The following is a 17,590-nucleotide window of genomic DNA, read 5'->3' as shown; positions in this document are numbered from 1 at the left end:
GATACGAATTTATTTTTATTGCGCAATAAAATATATTACTTTTTCACTCTTTGATGTGGTTAAACTTTTCTTAATAGAAAAGACAAAGAAAAAAACAAAAAAAACACAAAGAAAATACAAACATTACACAAACCACTATAGAGCTTATTTACAAGTCCTTGCGTACCTTTGCATATAATAATATCGTTTTTTATGTTCAAAGAAAAAATTCTACAATTACTCAAAACTAAGTATAACCACTTAGGGTTGAGCGGGCAAGTGCTTGAGGGAGTGGCGGCTAACTTGAGTGCTTACGTAACAGAAGAAAGCCAAGTAGAACCTGCCACTGCGGGGGCTGAGGCTATGCTTAAGTTATTCCAATCTTATGCTGATAATCGGGTCAATACTTTCAAGGCTGAAAGCGAAAAGTACAAGAAGGAGGCGGACGATTGGAAAGCGAAAGCAGAGAAAAGCAACGAACCTACTCCTGCTCCATCTGCGGGCAATCAGGGCAATGCTGAAATGAATGCAATTATTGAGAAACTCAATACCTTGCAGAATAGCTTTGCAGAGTTCCAAAAAGGCAAAACAGCCGAGAGCCTTAAGGAGCAATTTGTAAGGCTGATGAAAGAGAAGAATATCCCAGAAAGCTACTATTCACATTCACTCGTGGGGCGTGATTTTGCTGATATTTCTGCGGTGGAGACCTTAGCTAATGCCGTGACAGAGGGTTTTGGCAAGCAAGAGCAAGAGCTTTCAGCACGTGGATTTTCTTACTCCAAGGCGCCTGATACCCCTGATGATCCACAGAAAGAAGAAGAGGCTATTGCTAATCTCATTGAGCAAGAAACCGAGAAACTAACGACAAGTAACAAGTGACAAACCACTAATCATTAAAAAAGATGCCAGCAGGAATTAAGTATGACCTTAAGGGTCAAGAGGTAGAGAAAGAACTCTACAACGTAAAATCAGGCTACCGCTTAGCAGGAGGGTTCAATATTGACGATAGCGATATAGATGACGGACAATATATCCCTGTCTTAGCCCCCTTAGCGGTAGATTTTAAGACACGCACGGCCAAAGTATCCAAGTCCGTAAAAGCCGTGGAAGCGATTAATGCCACTACACTCAAGGTACAGAAAGGGAGCTTTGCCAAAGTAAATATGCACCTTGGTAATGGCACTAATGGCGCAACCATTTCAGCCATCGACACTACCAATGCCGATTATGACACTCTTACCTTGTCAGCTACCATTGCTGACGTAAAAGATGGTGATGTCCTCTTTGAGGCTAAAACTGCTAATGGGAAGGAAGTCAAAAACCCTGCTAATTTCCTTAACTATGCGAGAGTGAAGAAGGAAGCAGGGGCAACTGTTACCGCTTTGGGTCAGGCGTATGAAATCCAAACCAACAAGCTCTATGTACCTGTATCCGATAAGGATAAGGAGACCCTTGGAGCAAGATTTATGTTTATCTAAAAACCAGTAGAACAATGATTTTAACTTTAGAAAAGCTCTTTAACAGCCCTCAAATCATCAGAGCGGTGATTAATAGGGTAATACAGACCGCTGCCGATACGGTGGTATGGAAGCGATATTTGGACTTTGAGGAGACCAAAGCACGCCTATTCAAAACCTACATCGGCACCGTTACAGGAGTGGTAATGGGGTCTGTGATTGACAAGAACTCAGGCAAGCCTATCCGTGAGCGAAGAACCCTCGGTAGTGGCACAGGTGAGGTGGCTGACTTGGGGAACTCCTTTCAGTTGGACAACGAGCGCCTTAGTATCATCAAGCAGCTCACAGACAAATACAACCAAGCAGGAGCAGGACAAGCTGCGGTGATGAATGAGATCATCAACTTCTTAGCCGACGATATTCGTCAATGTACGCTGGCTCCTCACAAGCGTATGGATTATTTGGTAGGGCAACTTATTTCCACGGGTAAGGGAGAGGTTAAGTTGGACGACAACAAGGAAGGGGTCTCTCTTATTGACATGGAATTGCCCGTGATGAAGTTTGACCCAACCTCCGCTGAGAAAACCAAATTCATTAGCTATTTGCAAAAAATAGTCAATGAAACTCGTACCAAGGTAGGTGTTTTTGCGGCTATGGAAATGACACGTACCACTTTCAACAAGCGTGTAATTGCCTCCAATGAGTTCAAGGACACCTACAAAATGGTATTAGGTAGCGCACAAATTGGCGTATCAGGAGGTATTATCACCGAGGCTATGGCAAATCAACTCTTAACAGGTATAGGATTGCCTCCAATTCGTATCGTGGAGGATTATGTAGTGAAAGAGGATGGCACAACGACTAACATCTTTGCAGATGAGCGTATTGCCTTGCTTCCTACTGCCAAACTTGGAAAGATGATGTGGCACGAGCCTTACGAGCTTACTGACCGTGTGCCTAACAAAACCTATACCGTATTGGAAGGCGGGCACTACATCACCACACAGCGTACTGAAGAAGGTCGCTTTATCGAGTATGGTTGTGAGTGGATGCCGAGCTTTGCTGCTCCACAGAGCATGGTTGTGATTAACACCTCTAACATGGGTTAATATGACTAAAAAGGATTATTTCCGTCAAAGGTTTGCCTCATTGGGGCTTTCTCTCACTGAGGCAGACCTTTTAGACTTAGGTATTCCTGATTTGTCAGGTGAAGCCACCGCAGAGGAGCAAAGAAACTTGTATATAGCCTTTATCCGCTTTATTCCACAAATCCTCTTACGTCCCAGTTCTATATCAGAAGGAGGAACCAGCCTCGCAAGGGCCAGCAAAGACGATATAATTGCTTTCTACAGCAATGAGTGTAAGCGGTTAGGTCTCAAGGACGAACTGAGTAAGAAACCTAAAGTCATATTCCGATGATATTAGACAATGGCACATTGCAGATACAGACCACCACAGGCGGCGGCTTGGTAGGAGGTATTCCTCAAGAGGCTACCCTTCAATGGGAGGATCCTATTCCTTGTCATATTGTGGCCAATACCTATAATCAGCGGGGTACTTTCAAGGATAGTACTTTTACCCAAAGCAGCTATACAGTATGGTTTGACTATGGGCTACATATTTTCAATGCCAAAAGGGTACGGCTTATAAGCGGCAAAGGAGAGCAATTAGGCGAATTTGAAGTGCAGAGCATAGAGCATGCCGATAGGGTAGGACGAACTAAAATCATGGTATAATGATAGAAGGAAAGCTAAACATTGCCTTTGACAGAATCAAGGAGCAGTATATCAAGGCAGCCACTCAAAAATTTATAGAGGTAGGCGAACGCTGTATCACTGAATCCAGAGATAATGGCTCCTATACCGATAGGACGGGTAACCTTAGAAGCTCCGTAGCTTATGTGGTGCTATTGGACGGCGTGGTACAATCTCAAGGGAATATAAATAAACATAACAAAGAACAGATTGAGAAAATCAAAGCCAAATATCCCAAAGGCTTGGTGCTGATTGTGGTAGCAGGAATGAATTACGCTGCCTATGTAGAAGCTAAAGGCTATAATGTGCTTTCCAGTGCCGAGCTTATGGCTGAAAACATCTTAAAACAACTCTATGGATCATGAAAAAAGGAGGCACACAGATAGAAAAGGATGTCTTTGACACCTTCCAAACCGAGATAGGCGCTTTTGTCCGTGGAGGAGTGTATTTGCAAGGTACCCGCCCACACAACTCTTTTGAGGAGGATTGTGTTATAGGCTTTCTCACAGGCCTTGATAAGGATATACAAGAAGGAAAGGTTAATATTAACTTCTATGTGCCTAAAATCAATGCAGGATCACAGAAAAAAATAAAAAACATTGCTCGTATTTTGGAGATAGAAGCCTTTATCTGTGGCTTAGTAACTCGTATCACTGATGAATATCGCTTTTATCAGGAACAAACCATTCATAGCTTTGAGGAAGACGATAATCAAACCTTGGTTAATGTCACCCTCAGATACAAAAGATTTAGTAACTATTAAAACACTTAAAACATGGCAAACATTTTAAGCTGGGGAAAACCAGGAATAGAATATGTAAAATTGGAAAACGGCGACTTGCCCAGTACACCCGTTTGGAAGGCTTTCCCTACCCCAGTGGAAAACACTACCAAATTGGAAACTGAAGAAGGAGAGAGCAAGGAAGCCAAAGTAGAGGGCGGCGAGGTGATCGCCACTCGTAAGAATGTCAGCAAATACAAGCTGGAATTTGAAATCTATGAGACGGACGACCTAACCGCTCCTATTCCCGACAATGACGGGATTGTCCTTGACCAGTACGCGGTACGCCTTACCCCTGAAAACACCAGTGCCAAAGGCTTTATCATAGACCGTGCCAGCGTGTCCGTAGTAAGGACTTGGGATAGCGAGAACGGAGGTAAGATAAAATACACCTTTACCGCTCTGAAACCAAAGACAGGGAAAATGCTCAAGCAGTACAATTAATTCATTGATTAGTGGTTAGTGCTTAGTTTGAGCATTAATCACTAATCATTAATCGTTAATCACTAAAAAGATGGACAATATTCAACAAAAAACAGCACAAACCCTATTGCAACAAGCCGAAGAGGTAACCATAGCAGGGATAAAGTACCAAGTACCACAACCCACCCTCGGCACACTGATACTCGTATCTCAAGAGATAGCCCATATACCCATGGAGGAACTCAACCGAGAAAAGACCGTAGGCGAGGCCTTTCAGAAAGCTACCCACGGCAAACATGTTGCCCGTGCCTTAGCCCTGATGATACTTGGAGCATCACACCCAAAGCCTACCCTTTGGAAACGATTTAAGGAGTGGCTACACCCCAAAGAACGCCAAATAAAGAGGCTTACTGATAAGATCCTCCACCAAATGAGTATTCAAGAAGCAGGGATATTATTCATTCAGCTACTCGGAAAAATGCAGACTACCGATTTTTTTATGCTTATCACTTTCCTAAACGAAGCCAATCTGCTCAAACCGACAAGGAAAGTGAGCGAAACGACAGCCTCTGGGCGATAGTCGGTGGGTTTTTGAAACAATATCCTAATGTAAGTATCCATGAGGCTTTGTATGAAATATCCTTTGCTAATTTGCTTCTTTACAATAGCGTAATCCCTGAATATTCCTACAGTGATGACAAGGACAAAGGCAAGGTGGTAACTGATAAAAGCCCTGACTACAACGAGGAATTAGACAAATTAATCAATCAATCTTAAAACTATTCAATGGAAAAAATATTTGTAACCCTATGGATACTCTTTGGTATCTACACTTTAGTACTTGTTATGATCTTGGCGGACTTGTGGAGCGGTGTTCGCAAGGCGCATCGAATGGGAGTTATGCGTACTTCCTACGGCTATAAGCGCACCGTGAGCAAGCTCGCCCAGTATTACAATGTACTGATTGCCCTCTCAATAGTGGATTGTATGCAGATGAGTACGATTTGGTATTTGGAAGCCTACTACCAATATTCCCTATGGCTATTTCCTTTTATCACCCTTATAGGCGCTATAGCCCTTTGCCTTATCGAGGTCAAAAGTATATATGAGAAAGCTGAAGACAAGGTGAGATTAGACCAAGCAGGGCAAACCATTAGTAAAATTGTAGTCAATAGAGACAATTTAGAAGTCGTAGTTAAGGCTATATCCGACTATATGAAAGAAAACGACAATCCTAAAACAGAAGACCATGAACCAAACACAGATTGAATTTATCAAGAAGTATAAGCATTTCGCACTTGACACAGAGATAAAGACAGGTATATCCGCCCTCTTTATTTTGGCACAAGCAGGGTTAGAGAGCGGTTGGGGTAAGAGTGTCCCTGGGAATATGTTTTTTGGGGTAAAAGCCCTAAAGAGCACACCTAAAGAGAAAAAGCAACTCCTAAGAACTACAGAGGTACTCACTACTCCTAACGAAAATAGCAAATTCCCTGAAGTGATTAGTATCACCAAACGTACAGACGGCAAATACCTGTATATCGTACGAGATTGGTTTATGAAGTATGACAGCCCTGAGGAGTGTTTCACAGACCATGCTAATTTCTTTTTTAGGAACAAGCGATACGCCAAGGCGTTGGAGGTCAAAGCCAACCCTTACAAGTTTGCCGAGGAAGTAGCAAAGGCAGGTTATGCCACTGCTCCTAACTATGCTGAGAGCCTCAAAGAACTCATTAAAGAAATTGAAAAAGTAAAATAGTTATGTATGAGAAAGATTTTGTATTTACTATTAGCCCTTTTGTTGCTGATTGGTTGCAAAAGCAAGAAATCAAGCCGAACCGAGCACAGAGAAGAGCAGCGGAGCGAAAGAAAGGAGGTAAAAGACAGCTCCTCACACGTAGAAAAGTCCCAAAAGGTAAGCACTTTTGAGCTTCAGCAATCCCAATCCTATGAAATCACCCTTGAGAGTGACAAAGACGAAATGGGTAATTCCAAAGATCTCTATTTTACTCGTATGAGAGACGGCCCAAATGAAGCCCTCGTTATAAGAGGGGGTAAGGCGACTATACATATAAATCAGAACAATAACCAAGCCCTTACCCAAGAGGATACAATTATACAAGAAAGCACTACCACAAGCCAACAACAAGCCACCATCGTACATGAGCATCGACAAACCACAAAATCACAAAAACAAGTTAGCGCCCTACCTTGGTGGCTTATAGCAAGCACATTACTATTAGGATTGTTAATATTTATTAGGTTCAAACGCTGATTAGCGTGCAACGCCTCAGCAATGGGGCGTTTTTTTACATTTTAAAACATAGATTATTATGAACAACGATAACGGAAGTTTAGATTTTGAAGCCCGTTTGCGCCTTGAGAAGTTAGAAGAAGGGCTAAAAGACATGGAAAAGCTCATGAAAGACTCCATGCAAAGCTCCCAAAAAGAGACTGATAAGCTCCAACAGTCTATTAATAACCTCGCCAAAGGGGCAATGGCATTCTTTACCATCTCAAAAGCCTATGAGTTTTCCCAAAAGATTATAGCTGTCCGCTCCCAGTTTCAACAGCTTGAAATTGCCTTTGGCACTATGCTCAAGAGCAAGGAGAAAGCTAACGAGCTAATGGCACAAATGACTGATTTGGCAGCTAAAACCCCTTTCGGACTACAAGAAGTATCCGAGGGGGCTAAGCGTTTGCTTGCTTTTCAAGTTCCTGCCGAGGAAGTAACCGAGACCCTCCGCCGTATGGGTGATGTAGCTGCTGGATTGGGTGTTCCTATGGGACAACTCATTCACGTATATGGGCAAGTCAAAGCGCAAGGCAAGTTAATGACGAATGATCTCTATCAGTTCATGAATGCAGGTATTCCTATCATTGCCGAGCTTAGTAAGGTCGTAGGTAAGAGTGAAACCGAAATCAAAGACATGGTTTCAGCAGGGAAAATAGGCTTTGCTGAAGTACAAGCCGTTATCAAGGGTATGACAGACGAGGGCGGACTATTCTACAACCTAATGGCAGAGCAGAGTAAGACCCTAAGCGGTCAGCTGTCCAACTTGGAAGATAACTTTGATAATATGCTCAACGAGATAGGCAAGGCTACCGAGGGAATCGCTTCGGGGGCTATCTCAAGCGTAGCTTTCTTGGTTGAGAATTACCAAACCTTGGGTAAGGTAATAGCGGGGCTTATAGCTACCTATGGAACGTACAGGACCGCAATTCTTGTAAATAGTGCCGTTGTTGCTGTTAATGCTGAAGTTACAAAGGGATGGACTATCGCTCAACTTGCCCAATATAAAGGGCTTTTGTTATTAGAGAAAGCTCAAAAACTCCTTAATGCAACCATGCTTTCCAATCCTTATGTACTGGTAGCAACAGCAGCTATGGGATTGGTAAGTGCTTATTTCATTTTGAGAGATAGTACCGATGCAAACACAAGGGCCACCGAACGGCATAACAAATTGCGTGAGGAGCAAGCGGGTATTATTGACAAACAGAAGAGCAAAATAAACGATTTAATCTCTGTTGTACAAGATGAGACCAAGACTTGGGAGCAGAGAAATACAGCTTTTTTGACTCTCAAAAGCACCATGAAAGGAGTTTTTGACCAATATACCTCATTGAATGACTTGTTGAGAAACATGGCCAAGGCTCTAAAAGATGTCAATGGTGAATTTGCCGCAATGGATGAAAATATGTCTCGTGATGCTGTCGTTAAAACAGAAAAAGGCATTAAAGCAAAAGAAGCCGAGATAAAACGATTAGAGGAACTCCAAAAAAAGGTAGATAGTACCGCAGCATTGGGTATTCAAAGGACTATTGATGGACTAAGAAGTCAAATCAAAGAAGATGGGCTACTAAAACGCAAACAAGAAAAGGTAGTTGTTGGCCTTGAAGTGAATGATTTTGCCAATTCTCTTAATGGAATGAATGCTTCTCAATTGGAAGAAACAAAGCGTAAGATAAACGAAGCATTCAACAGAAAGAAAGACGTAAGTACAAAAGGACAATTTAGACTTATAAATGAGGATAATCCATTTCTAAACTATTCGTATGAAGACTTAGGTCGCTTTAATCAAGCCTATAATGATCATATAAAAATGATAGAGAAGGAAAAGGAAAAAACAACAAATGTAGTTGTCCTTAGAAAGGAGATATTAGCCTTAGAAAAGCAAATAAAAACCATAGAAAATAGGAATAAAAACAGCACAAATGTATCAGATAAAATTCAAAAAGAATTAGAAGAAAAAAGATCCACTTTAGAGGCAAAGAAAAAGGAGTATAAGGGACTAACTGGAGACGACTTAAAATCAAAAACCACTAAAGCCGCCAAATCCGAACACCCTATTTTTGACCAAGAAGCGCACCTATTACAGACTACACGACTTGCCATAGATAACGAATTAGCCCAGCAGAAAGCGAATATCGAACAAATGCAGGAAGGCTATGAAAAGGAATTAGCCCTGGTACGTTATTATTATGATGAAAAAGCGGAGGCTATTCGTCGTGGAGGTGAGGACGCTCGTCGTGCCTTGGAAAAGGAACGTGTCGATAGTAAGGGGTCAATGAGTAGCGACACCTATAATACTCGATTGAAGGCTATCAATGAAAATGAGATCATAGCTAATAAGCAAAATAGCCACCTCAAACAGCAACAAGAGGAGAGCCTTATAAAATCAATGTTGGAGAAATACAAAGGCTATGATGAGAAAAGAAGGGATATAGAGCTCAAGTTTCAGGAGGATAAGAAAACACTTTTGAGTGAAATCGCAAAGATAGAAGCCGAGAATGTAGATGGAATATACAATGAGAGGGTAAAACAGCTTAAAAAGGCGCTCAAAGAATTGGAAAAACTAAAGAATGATGAATTATTCAAGTTAGAAACCGAGAGCCGAGAGGCAGGAACCACTATCTCTAACCTATTTGGCGACCTATCCAATATGAATTTGAGTGACTTGGATAGCCTTATTGCCGATGCCGAAGTACTCTATCAGAAGATGAAAGATTTGGGCAATGTTGGTCCGGAGACCCTTCATGCTATTTCTCAAGGACTGGAGAATGCCAAAGGGAAAGCCAGGGAAATAAGACCGGTATTTTCAGCCTTAGCCGAAGATTTCAAGGAGTTCATGAAGGCAATAAAAGAAGGAAAGGATACTGATAAAGCAGCTGCTTTTGAAAAGCTCAAAGGAAGTGTGCTAAAAGCAGCAGGAACCGTGAAGACCTTGTATAACTTTGTCTCTGAATTGAATGTAGTGGATTTAGGGGATTTCTCTGCTAAGATAGCCGAGATACAGAGCCTTATAGGAAATGCTGTAGAAAATGCCATGCAAATGGGTGAGGTATTTAAAAGCCTTGGGAAAAGCGCTAAAACAGGGATGATTATAGGGGCTGTTGCAGGGCTATTATCATCTGGGTTTGAGATTGCCGCCAAGGCACGTATGGAACATGAAAAGAAATTGCAGGAAATTGCAACATCCAAACTAAATCAACAAAGTGAGTATAATCGACTTCTTTGGGAAGAAAGAATGTTGCATAAAGAAAACACTTCGGCTTTTGGTACCAAGGAAATAGCCAATGCTTTGGACTATTTAAAAATATACCAAGAACAATGGAAAGAGTTCAAAAAAAATACAAAAAGCGGCCTTACTAAAGAGCGAAGAGAATATCTAAAGAATAATTCTACGCCTTTTTTTAATAGTAATTGGCATAAGAATATATTAGAATTAGAGGCGAAACAGAGTAATCTTGAAAAAATAAAGATTGCAGATGGAAGCTATACAACTGGGGCTTTGTGGTGGAAAAAATCTCATACTGTTTGGAAAGGAATTACAGATGTTTATCCTGAACTGATAAAAGCTAATGGTGAATTTAATGCAGAATTAGCTAAGAGTATTGTAAATAATAGAGAGTTTGGGGGTAGTGGGAAGCAAGCTTTACAAGATATTATTGATCAATACGATAGAGCACAAGAATCACAAAAGAAGTTCGAGGAATATGTAAAGAATACATTTGGAGAGTTGGGAAATGCTATAACTGATAGTGTGTATAATGCCTTACAGAATGGGGAAGATGCTTTTGAAAGTTTTTCAAAAACTATAGGTAGCGTTATAGGAAAGTTGGGTAAACAACTTATGTTTGAACAATTTGTATCAAAGCCTTTTAAGGAGCTGCAAGATAAGATACTTAAAGCAGGGAAGGAGTCTGATAATAGTGAAGATTTCGCAAGGCGATCATCTGAATTGGTCTCTAACTTTGGAAATACAATGAAAAGCAAGGTAAGTGAAATGGAGACTTTCACTCGACAATGGAATGAGATGGCCAAGGCTAATGGTTTTGGCTTTCTTGATGAGCAACGTAGGGCAGCAGAAAAAGGATTTATACATATGAGCCAAGACACGGGAGTAGAACTCAATGGGCGTTTTACACTTATGACAGCTTTAGAGAAGCAAACGGTTGATAGCATAAAGGAAATGCATCAATCTTTAGTGAGCCTTTCAGAAAGGCAATTAAGACACCTTGCAAACATAGACACCAATACATACCAACTCCACCAAGTAAAAGATGATATATCAGGAATGAAAAAGGATATGGCAGGAGTGAAAAGAGGAATAGACGACCTTACAACCAAAGGAATTAAGATAAGGTCATAAGAAAAGCCCCAATTAAGGGGCTTTTTTATTCATTCCATCTATGTCTTAATACAATATTTTCCGTTTTAGGAATAAAATATATAGTTTTAAATTTATATAATGTTAGTCTGTCTTTCTTTTCATTAATAGATCCTTTTATAGACAAAGAACCATCTTTACTTGTCATTAGTAGATTTGGATAATCATAGGAATAGTTTCCTTTTTCTACACGTGTCTTTGACCATAATTTATCTATGATTGTAAGAATATATTCATCGTACGAAAAAGCTAAATTTACATATTTCTCATTGTGTTCTCCCTCATTTTCAATATATGTCCATGAAACTTCTATGTCCTTAGGTACAATCTTATCTTCTTCTTTTTTAGAGCACCCCAAAGCAATTAGCCCCATAAGGAGCAGTAGTACTTTCTTCATGTGTTATGTGTTTAAGTTAGTAAATTTCAACTGTATGCAATAGGCGTTCCTTGTGGGTGTAAATATCGTCCAAGCTGTCAAGGAGTACCTTTTCGGAGCTATCTTTTCCTTTGTCAAAGAACTCGATATATTTCTTTGCTCCGTTGAAATGCAACCTACAAATAGGCTTGCGGTTGTTATCGTCCAACAATATCCCAAAGTAGGAAATGGTATCTCGGTAGGCAATTCGTGAAGCGGGTACTTTCTCCCTAACAATTGCTTTGACTATCTGAAAGCCTTCCAACTCTTCCTCAGTAGTAATGATCCTACTTTCGTCATCATCTTCTACCATAGGTTCAGGCGATACTGGATCTTCCTTGGGTTGCAGTGCCTTGCCTTCGTTAATATCAAGGGCTGTTTTCAGGCGGGTATTAATCGAATCGTTGAAATAGGAAGTCATGGCGCGCTTGAGGTACCCACGGAATATCTCCAAGCGGCCCGCGGTGATTTGCTTATCAAAGAAACGGCGCGCCAATAGCTTGATAAAGTCATCGGACGGCTCCTGTATCTCCTTTTCAAATTCATTCTTGAGGGCGCGTACATACTTGAGGGCTTCGGCACTCTCTAATATATTGTCAATGCTAAAGGTCGCCTTGGTGAACTTCACCAGCTCCTTAATGGTGCTATCCTTGAGGTTAGCCAAATTCACGGTAAGGAAAGGGTTGTTGTCCATGATATTAGGCTTTTCAAGGTCTGTGAAGAAGTCATACACAATCCCATTGGTAATAATACCAAAGCGTGCATCGGTAACGTGATAATATCGGTGCAATTGGGAGTTATGCGCATTGATATTCTCTTTCCAATGTTTACACTCAATGATAATCACGACCTGATCGTCTTTTTTGATCACATAATCTACCTTTTCTCCTTTCTTAGTACCTATGTCAGCCACGTATTCAGGAATAACCTCGGTAGGGTTGAATACATCGTAGCCGAGTATCTGCAAGAAAGGCATAATGAAGGCGTTTTTAGTAGCTTCCTCCGTGTTAATTTGGTCTTTAAGACTTTCCACACGATTATAAAGCTGCTCTAATTTGCCCTTTAGTTCTGCTTCTATTTCCATGTTATGATTGATGTATTATTTAATTGGGTACAAATTTAATAAAACCTAAAGGAATACGAAAGGAATTTAACATTCTATATCTCTATTTTCAGCTGTTTAAGCATTTCCCTGTCCTTTTTGGCTTTATTGACTTGATAGATAGCGGTGGTATTCTTGTTGGTATGGGAAGCCAAAAGCATAGCGGTGTCACTATCCAAGTTATCAAGCATATAGTGTTTGAGTGAATAAAAATCAGCTTCAATACCGAGTTTATCCTTTACGTGTCGCTTCCAAAATCGAGTAACAATTTCTTTATTTCCCATTTTCTTACTGGGTACGAAGTTCAAGGCAAAAAGATAATCATCAGGGCTTTTACACTCACTGCATACGTCCTGCCAATATTCCAATGCAGGGGAAAGTATCACCTTAGTACATCGTTTGTACTGCCCGCCTTTTTCAAGAAGTATTACGAACTCCTGCTTATCCAAATCTACATCTTTGCGTTGTAGTCTGAAAAGCTCCGTATTACGTGCCCCTGAGTAAAGGAAGATCATCATATAGCGGTAGAAATCGGGGTGTGTCTCCTCTAAGTGCTCCCTTACCCTATCCAATTCATCTTTATCAAGCACAAGGCGAGGTTCCTTGAAAGTCTTTTTAGGATAAATATCCCTGGTGATGTTAGTCTCACAGCACTCATATTCTATAAGCTCTCGATAGAGGCTTGAGATATAAATCACGAATTTATTGTAATACTTGTCAGTAAGCTGTAGATAATCCAACATACGCTTAAGATCCACACGCCGCAAATCCTTGATTTTGATATACTGCATGCTAAGGGCTTCACTGGCTTTTTCTAGTCTATTAATAGCACACTGTATATCATACAGATGTCGCTTATTGTTTGCATTCCTCTTCATTTCCAATGCTCGTCTGAACGCTTCAATAAAGAGCAAATTAGGATATAGCCCTTCATTTCGGATATTCATGTACTTTCTGGTAATAGGATTATACCCATCATTAAATTGTTGGGGAATACTTTTGAGAAAGAAAGAAATAAGCGCCTTACGTTCCTCTATTGTTTGTGGCTTATTAGCCTTTTTACGAAAAGAAAAACCTTTAGGATATTTCTTTTCATAGCGAGGATCAAAAAAGACACATTCGACAAACCAATCTTTGCTTAAATCTTTTTTGGTAGCTTTCTGCCAGTTGGATGGGGATACCCAAAATTCGGTATAGCTACACCCCTGAGATGTTTTTGTTACCATTTTGTTTGTAATTTTTACCATGACGTTTACCATGACGTTTTAGTGAAATTACAAACGAGATTTTAGCCTTAAAATAGTTGTAACACATTGAGTGGAAGAGTGTTACACTTAGTGACCGCGAGAGGCTTCGAACCCCTAACCCTCAGAGCCGAAATCTGATATTCTATCCAGTTGAACTACGCGGCCTTTTATAAATAATAAATATCTATGACAATACTTTCTTAACTATCGCTGCAATAAGCTTCCCATCAGCTTTTCCTGCAAGCTCTTTATTAGCCTCACCCATGACCTTACCCATCTCCTTCATACCAGTAGCCCCTACTCGAGCCACAATTTCTTTGATGATAGCCTCTACTTTTTCTTCAGAAAGCTGCTCAGGAAGAAACTTAGCTATGATTTCGGCCTGTGCCAGCTCTGGAGTAGCCAAGTCCTCTCTTCCTTGTTTTTGGTAAAGATCAGCACTCTCTTTACGCTGTTTTACAAGGCGTTGTAAGAGCTTTATTTCTTCTTCCTCTGCAAGGATCTCCCCTGCTTTGGCTTCTGTCTTAGCCAATAATATAGCTGATTTTACAGCTCGCAAGGACTCCAAGGCTATGGTATCTTTCGCTTTCATAGCTTCCTTGAGGGCTTCCATTATTTTTGCTTCTAAACTCATGGTAAAAAATCTTAAGCAATAGCTTGGCGTTATTGCAGGTGCAAAGTTACATCTTTTTTTCAAACTAAGAAAATATTTTTCTATTTTTGTTTGTATAAAAACAAGTAAGTAATTCTTTTCAGTTCTAATATTTTTCGTACCTTTGCAGCGTGCCTTTATAGCTACAAGGCTTTAAAAGCCTATATTTCAATACTATTTACTTATAAAATGACCCCACAGAAAACTAAAAATACCGATATTTCTATCTTACGCAAGCTCTTCTCTTATGCCAGACCTTATAAATGGACTTTTACCATAGTGGCTCTCTTGTCAATATTTATTTCAGGAGCCAGCTCCCTAAGAGCTTATATATCCAAGGAAATTATCAATAATTATATAGTACCCAAAGATTATGAGGGTCTTCTGTATGCAAGTTTGCTACTGGTAGGGGTACTCCTCTCAGAAATCATCTCCCAAATCTCATTCGCCTACTATTCCGGTTGGATAGGGCAAGCCGTCATTTGTGACATTCGCAAAAAGCTATTTTCTCTGATGCTCCGCTTCAATATGAAGTATCACAACCAATCCTCTGTGGGTGTACTTATCACTCGTGCAGTAAATGACTTGGAACGTATCGGAGAAATCTTCAGCGCAGGCCTATTTGAGATCATCTCGGATGTACTGAAGATGACTCTTATTATGTCTCTGATGCTACTGACCGACTGGAAACTCTCGCTACTGACCTTCCTTACCTTACCTATTATTATCTATGCCACTCACCTCTTCCAAAAAGCTAGTAAAGCTGCTTTTACTGACATTCGTAGAGAGGTCGCCAACCTAAACTCCTTTGTACAAGAACGTATCAGTGGGATTAAGGTTGTGCAACTCTTCAACCGAGAGAATGAAGAATACAAAACCTTCCGAGAGATTAATGAAAAACACAAGAAAGCATGGCTTAGAAATATCCTACAAAACTCCATTTATTTTCCTATAGCAGAGATACTTAGTTCCTTAGCTATTGCTTTGGTTATTTGGTATGGAGGCTTGCAAGTTGCCCAACATGAAATGGCTAGTTTAGGAGTCATCTTTATGTTTGTCCAGTTAGTTCAAGAACTCTATCGCCCACTCCGACATATTGCTGACAAGTTCACCGTGTTACAAATGGGAATGGTAGCCTCTGGTCGTGTTTTTGATATCATGGAGGAAGACCAAGAAAACCAAGAAGAGTTCAGTAAAGGACAACACAGAAAAATACAAGGAGACATTCGTTTCCAAGATGTTACCTTTGGTTATAAAAAGGAAGAAGAGATCCTACATGGTATCAGCTTTGAAGCTAAAAAGGGGCAAACAATTGCCTTTGTTGGAGCTACGGGAGCTGGAAAATCCACTGTAATACAACTACTTACGCGATTCTACCACATTACTTCAGGAGAGATCCTCATTGATGGAATCAATTGTGATGATTATAACTTGGAAAGTTATCGCAAGCAAATAGGTGTCGTCCTTCAGGATGTTTTCCTCTTTGCCAACAGCATCTATTACAATATCTCCTTAGGAGACGAGCGCATTTCCTTAGAACAAGTCAAAGAAGCAGCTAAGGAGATTGGAATCCATGACTTTATAGAGCAATTGCCTAATGGTTATTTCTTCGATGTTAAGGAACGAGGTGCCGTGCTTTCGGCAGGTCAACGCCAGCTGATTTCCTTCCTTCGTGCCTATGTACATAAGCCTAAGATCCTGATTCTTGACGAAGCCACCGCTTCAGTAGACTCCCATTCTGAAAAACTCTTACAGCAAGCCACTGAGAAAATCACCCAAGGACGTACCTCCATCATCATCGCCCATAGGCTCTCTACTATTCGCAAGGCAGATAAGATTATCGTAATGAACAAGGGAAATATTGTAGAAGAAGGCACCCATGATGAGCTCCTAAAGATTGATAATGGCTACTATAAGAACCTGTACGACATGCAGTTTGCCTCTTAGAGGAAAGACCTTAGAATAAAGGGATAAAAATAATTTATAGAAAAATATTTATTTTTTAGGGTACTATCATTTTTTTACGTAAATTTGCCCCCAACAAACAATCACCAATTAATAACAATTATGACAAACATTAAAAAAATAGCCGTTCTCACCTCAGGAGGAGATGCTCCTGGGATGAACGCCGCCATACGCGCTGTAGTTCGTACTTGCGCATACCATAACTTAGCCGTATTAGGAGTATATCGAGGATATCAAGGTATGATCGAAAATGACTTTGCTCCCTTGGATGCCCGTAGTGTCCGTAACCTTGTCAATCGCGGAGGCACCTTTCTCAAGTCGGCTCGTTCTAAGGATTTCCGCACCCCCGAAGGGCGTAAGAAAGCCTATGAAAACCTTATTGCTGCTGGAGCAGATGCATTGGTAGTTATTGGAGGTGATGGTTCCTTTACTGGCGCCCTACTCTTCAATCAAGAATTTGGCTTTCCTGTCATGGGGATTCCTGGTACGATAGATAATGATATATATGGTACCACCTATACCCTTGGATACGATACAGCCCTTAATACCGTAGTAGAGGCTATTGACAAAATACGTGATACTGCCAGCTCCCACAACCGTATGTTTTTTATAGAAGTGATGGGGCGCGACGCTGGCTTCCTTGCTCTCAACTCAGGTATAGGAGGAGGTGCTGAAAAGATTCTTATCCCTGAACAACATAGCACCTTGGAAGACTTGGTAAATGAGATTGCCATCAATCACAACAAAGGGAAAATGTCCAACATCATAGTGGTAGCCGAAGGATATACAACAGGACAAAATGTATACGAACTCAAAAAATACGTAGAGGCACAAAATCCTGACTATGATATCCGTGTAACCGTATTGGGACACATACAGCGAGGCGGTGCTCCGACCTGCTTTGATCGTGTCTTAGCCAGCCGCATGGGTGTGAAAGCCGTGGAATCCCTTCTCGAAGGAAAATCCAACTATATGGTAGGAATCAATAATGACAAAATAGACCTCACTCCACTAGAAAAGGCTATCAAAGGAGGTGAAAGCAAGCTCGATCCAGACCTTATTCGTATCGCAAAGATTATGAGTGTATAACCTTTAAAAACTTTTCGATAAAAAGTTTTTAAATCAAATTATTTTTCGTAACTTC

Annotated in this window: 20 protein-coding genes and 1 tRNA gene; 16 read left to right on the top strand and 5 right to left on the bottom strand. The window is 40.6% G+C overall.

All coding sequences use genetic code 11. The features are described from left to right. Positions 1 to 192 precede the first annotated feature (192 nt). The 14 genes from HMPREF1551_RS13165 (at position 193) to HMPREF1551_RS07115 (ending at position 11,047) form a co-directional block, all read left to right on the top strand. A complete protein-coding gene (locus HMPREF1551_RS13165; RefSeq protein ID WP_021628418.1) occupies positions 193 to 858 on the top strand; it encodes a hypothetical protein in 666 nt (221 codons plus the stop codon). A 23-nt stretch (positions 859 to 881) separates the two neighbouring features. Next, the gene (locus HMPREF1551_RS07175; RefSeq protein WP_021628417.1) at positions 882 to 1,457 is read left to right on the top strand and encodes a head fiber protein; all 576 of its coding nucleotides are present in this window, start codon (positions 882 to 884) and stop codon (positions 1,455 to 1,457) included. A gap of 14 nt (positions 1,458 to 1,471) precedes the next feature. Next, the gene (locus HMPREF1551_RS07170) at positions 1,472 to 2,545 is read left to right on the top strand and encodes a hypothetical protein (RefSeq protein WP_021628416.1); all 1,074 of its coding nucleotides are present in this window, start codon (positions 1,472 to 1,474) and stop codon (positions 2,543 to 2,545) included. Position 2,546: 1 nt separating this feature from the next. Then, a complete protein-coding gene (locus HMPREF1551_RS07165; RefSeq protein ID WP_021628415.1) occupies positions 2,547 to 2,855 on the top strand; it encodes a DUF6706 family protein in 309 nt (102 codons plus the stop codon). Then, positions 2,852 to 3,172, top strand: coding sequence for a hypothetical protein (locus HMPREF1551_RS07160; RefSeq protein WP_021628414.1), 321 nt, complete (start codon positions 2,852 to 2,854; stop codon positions 3,170 to 3,172). Before HMPREF1551_RS07165 ends, HMPREF1551_RS07160 begins: the two co-directional genes overlap by 4 nt. Next, complete coding sequence (locus HMPREF1551_RS07155) at positions 3,172 to 3,555, top strand: hypothetical protein (protein ID WP_021628413.1); 384 nt, start codon at positions 3,172 to 3,174, stop codon at positions 3,553 to 3,555. Before HMPREF1551_RS07160 ends, HMPREF1551_RS07155 begins: the two co-directional genes overlap by 1 nt. Then, positions 3,552 to 3,953 (top strand): hypothetical protein, encoded by a 402-nt coding sequence (locus HMPREF1551_RS13160; RefSeq protein WP_021628412.1) that lies wholly within the window; start codon positions 3,552 to 3,554, stop codon positions 3,951 to 3,953. Before HMPREF1551_RS07155 ends, HMPREF1551_RS13160 begins: the two co-directional genes overlap by 4 nt. Before the next feature lie 12 nt (positions 3,954 to 3,965). Then, positions 3,966 to 4,415, top strand: a complete 450-nt coding sequence (locus HMPREF1551_RS07145; RefSeq protein ID WP_021628411.1) for a hypothetical protein — start codon at positions 3,966 to 3,968, stop codon at positions 4,413 to 4,415. A 70-nt stretch (positions 4,416 to 4,485) separates the two neighbouring features. Continuing rightward, the gene (locus HMPREF1551_RS07140) at positions 4,486 to 4,974 is read left to right on the top strand and encodes a hypothetical protein (RefSeq protein WP_021628410.1); all 489 of its coding nucleotides are present in this window, start codon (positions 4,486 to 4,488) and stop codon (positions 4,972 to 4,974) included. An 11-nt stretch (positions 4,975 to 4,985) separates the two neighbouring features. Beyond that, positions 4,986 to 5,171: a hypothetical protein gene (locus HMPREF1551_RS07135; protein WP_034544465.1), complete on the top strand. Its 186-nt coding sequence runs from the start codon at positions 4,986 to 4,988 to the stop codon at positions 5,169 to 5,171. Between the two features lie 9 nt (positions 5,172 to 5,180). Beyond that, positions 5,181 to 5,663: a phage holin family protein gene (locus HMPREF1551_RS07130; protein WP_021628408.1), complete on the top strand. Its 483-nt coding sequence runs from the start codon at positions 5,181 to 5,183 to the stop codon at positions 5,661 to 5,663. Further along, positions 5,644 to 6,153, top strand: a complete 510-nt coding sequence (locus tag HMPREF1551_RS07125; protein WP_021628407.1) for a glycoside hydrolase family 73 protein — start codon at positions 5,644 to 5,646, stop codon at positions 6,151 to 6,153. The genes HMPREF1551_RS07130 and HMPREF1551_RS07125 overlap by 20 nt, the downstream gene beginning before the upstream one ends. 6 nt (positions 6,154 to 6,159) lie before the next feature. Further along, entirely contained in the window at positions 6,160 to 6,669 is a 510-nt protein-coding gene (locus HMPREF1551_RS07120) for a hypothetical protein (protein WP_021628406.1), read from the top strand. Between the two features lie 58 nt (positions 6,670 to 6,727). After that, entirely contained in the window at positions 6,728 to 11,047 is a 4,320-nt protein-coding gene (locus HMPREF1551_RS07115; RefSeq protein ID WP_021628405.1) for a tape measure protein, read from the top strand. 25 nt (positions 11,048 to 11,072) lie between these two features. Here the strand turns inward: HMPREF1551_RS07115 and HMPREF1551_RS07110 are convergent, their stop codons facing one another. The 5 genes from HMPREF1551_RS07110 to HMPREF1551_RS07090 form a co-directional block, all read right to left on the bottom strand. Then, a complete protein-coding gene (locus tag HMPREF1551_RS07110; protein WP_021628404.1) occupies positions 11,073 to 11,462 on the bottom strand; it encodes a hypothetical protein in 390 nt (129 codons plus the stop codon). A 16-nt stretch (positions 11,463 to 11,478) separates the two neighbouring features. Beyond that, positions 11,479 to 12,564: a type I restriction endonuclease gene (locus tag HMPREF1551_RS07105; RefSeq protein WP_021628403.1), complete on the bottom strand. Its 1,086-nt coding sequence runs from the start codon at positions 12,562 to 12,564 to the stop codon at positions 11,479 to 11,481. Between the two features lie 74 nt (positions 12,565 to 12,638). Beyond that, a complete protein-coding gene (locus HMPREF1551_RS07100) occupies positions 12,639 to 13,808 on the bottom strand; it encodes a tyrosine-type recombinase/integrase (RefSeq protein WP_034544492.1) in 1,170 nt (389 codons plus the stop codon). 112 nt (positions 13,809 to 13,920) lie between these two features. Beyond that, a tRNA-Arg gene (locus tag HMPREF1551_RS07095) sits at positions 13,921 to 13,994 on the bottom strand. 19 nt (positions 13,995 to 14,013) lie between these two features. Next, positions 14,014 to 14,463 (bottom strand): GatB/YqeY domain-containing protein, encoded by a 450-nt coding sequence (locus HMPREF1551_RS07090; RefSeq protein WP_021628401.1) that lies wholly within the window; start codon positions 14,461 to 14,463, stop codon positions 14,014 to 14,016. A gap of 207 nt (positions 14,464 to 14,670) precedes the next feature. Between HMPREF1551_RS07090 and HMPREF1551_RS07085 the strand changes: the two genes are divergently transcribed. Together HMPREF1551_RS07085 and pfkA are read left to right on the top strand one after the other, a co-directional pair. Next, the gene (locus HMPREF1551_RS07085; protein WP_021628400.1) at positions 14,671 to 16,428 is read left to right on the top strand and encodes an ABC transporter ATP-binding protein; all 1,758 of its coding nucleotides are present in this window, start codon (positions 14,671 to 14,673) and stop codon (positions 16,426 to 16,428) included. A gap of 120 nt (positions 16,429 to 16,548) precedes the next feature. Then, positions 16,549 to 17,535: a 6-phosphofructokinase gene (pfkA, locus tag HMPREF1551_RS07080; protein ID WP_021628399.1), complete on the top strand. Its 987-nt coding sequence runs from the start codon at positions 16,549 to 16,551 to the stop codon at positions 17,533 to 17,535. The last annotated feature ends 55 nt before the right edge of the window (positions 17,536 to 17,590 follow it).

The organism is Capnocytophaga sp. oral taxon 863 str. F0517, from assembly GCF_000466425.1.
GTDB lineage: Bacteria > Bacteroidota > Bacteroidia > Flavobacteriales > Flavobacteriaceae > Capnocytophaga.
The sequence above is the reverse complement of the archived record's forward strand: the minus strand, read 5'-3'. Positions and strand labels throughout refer to the sequence as shown.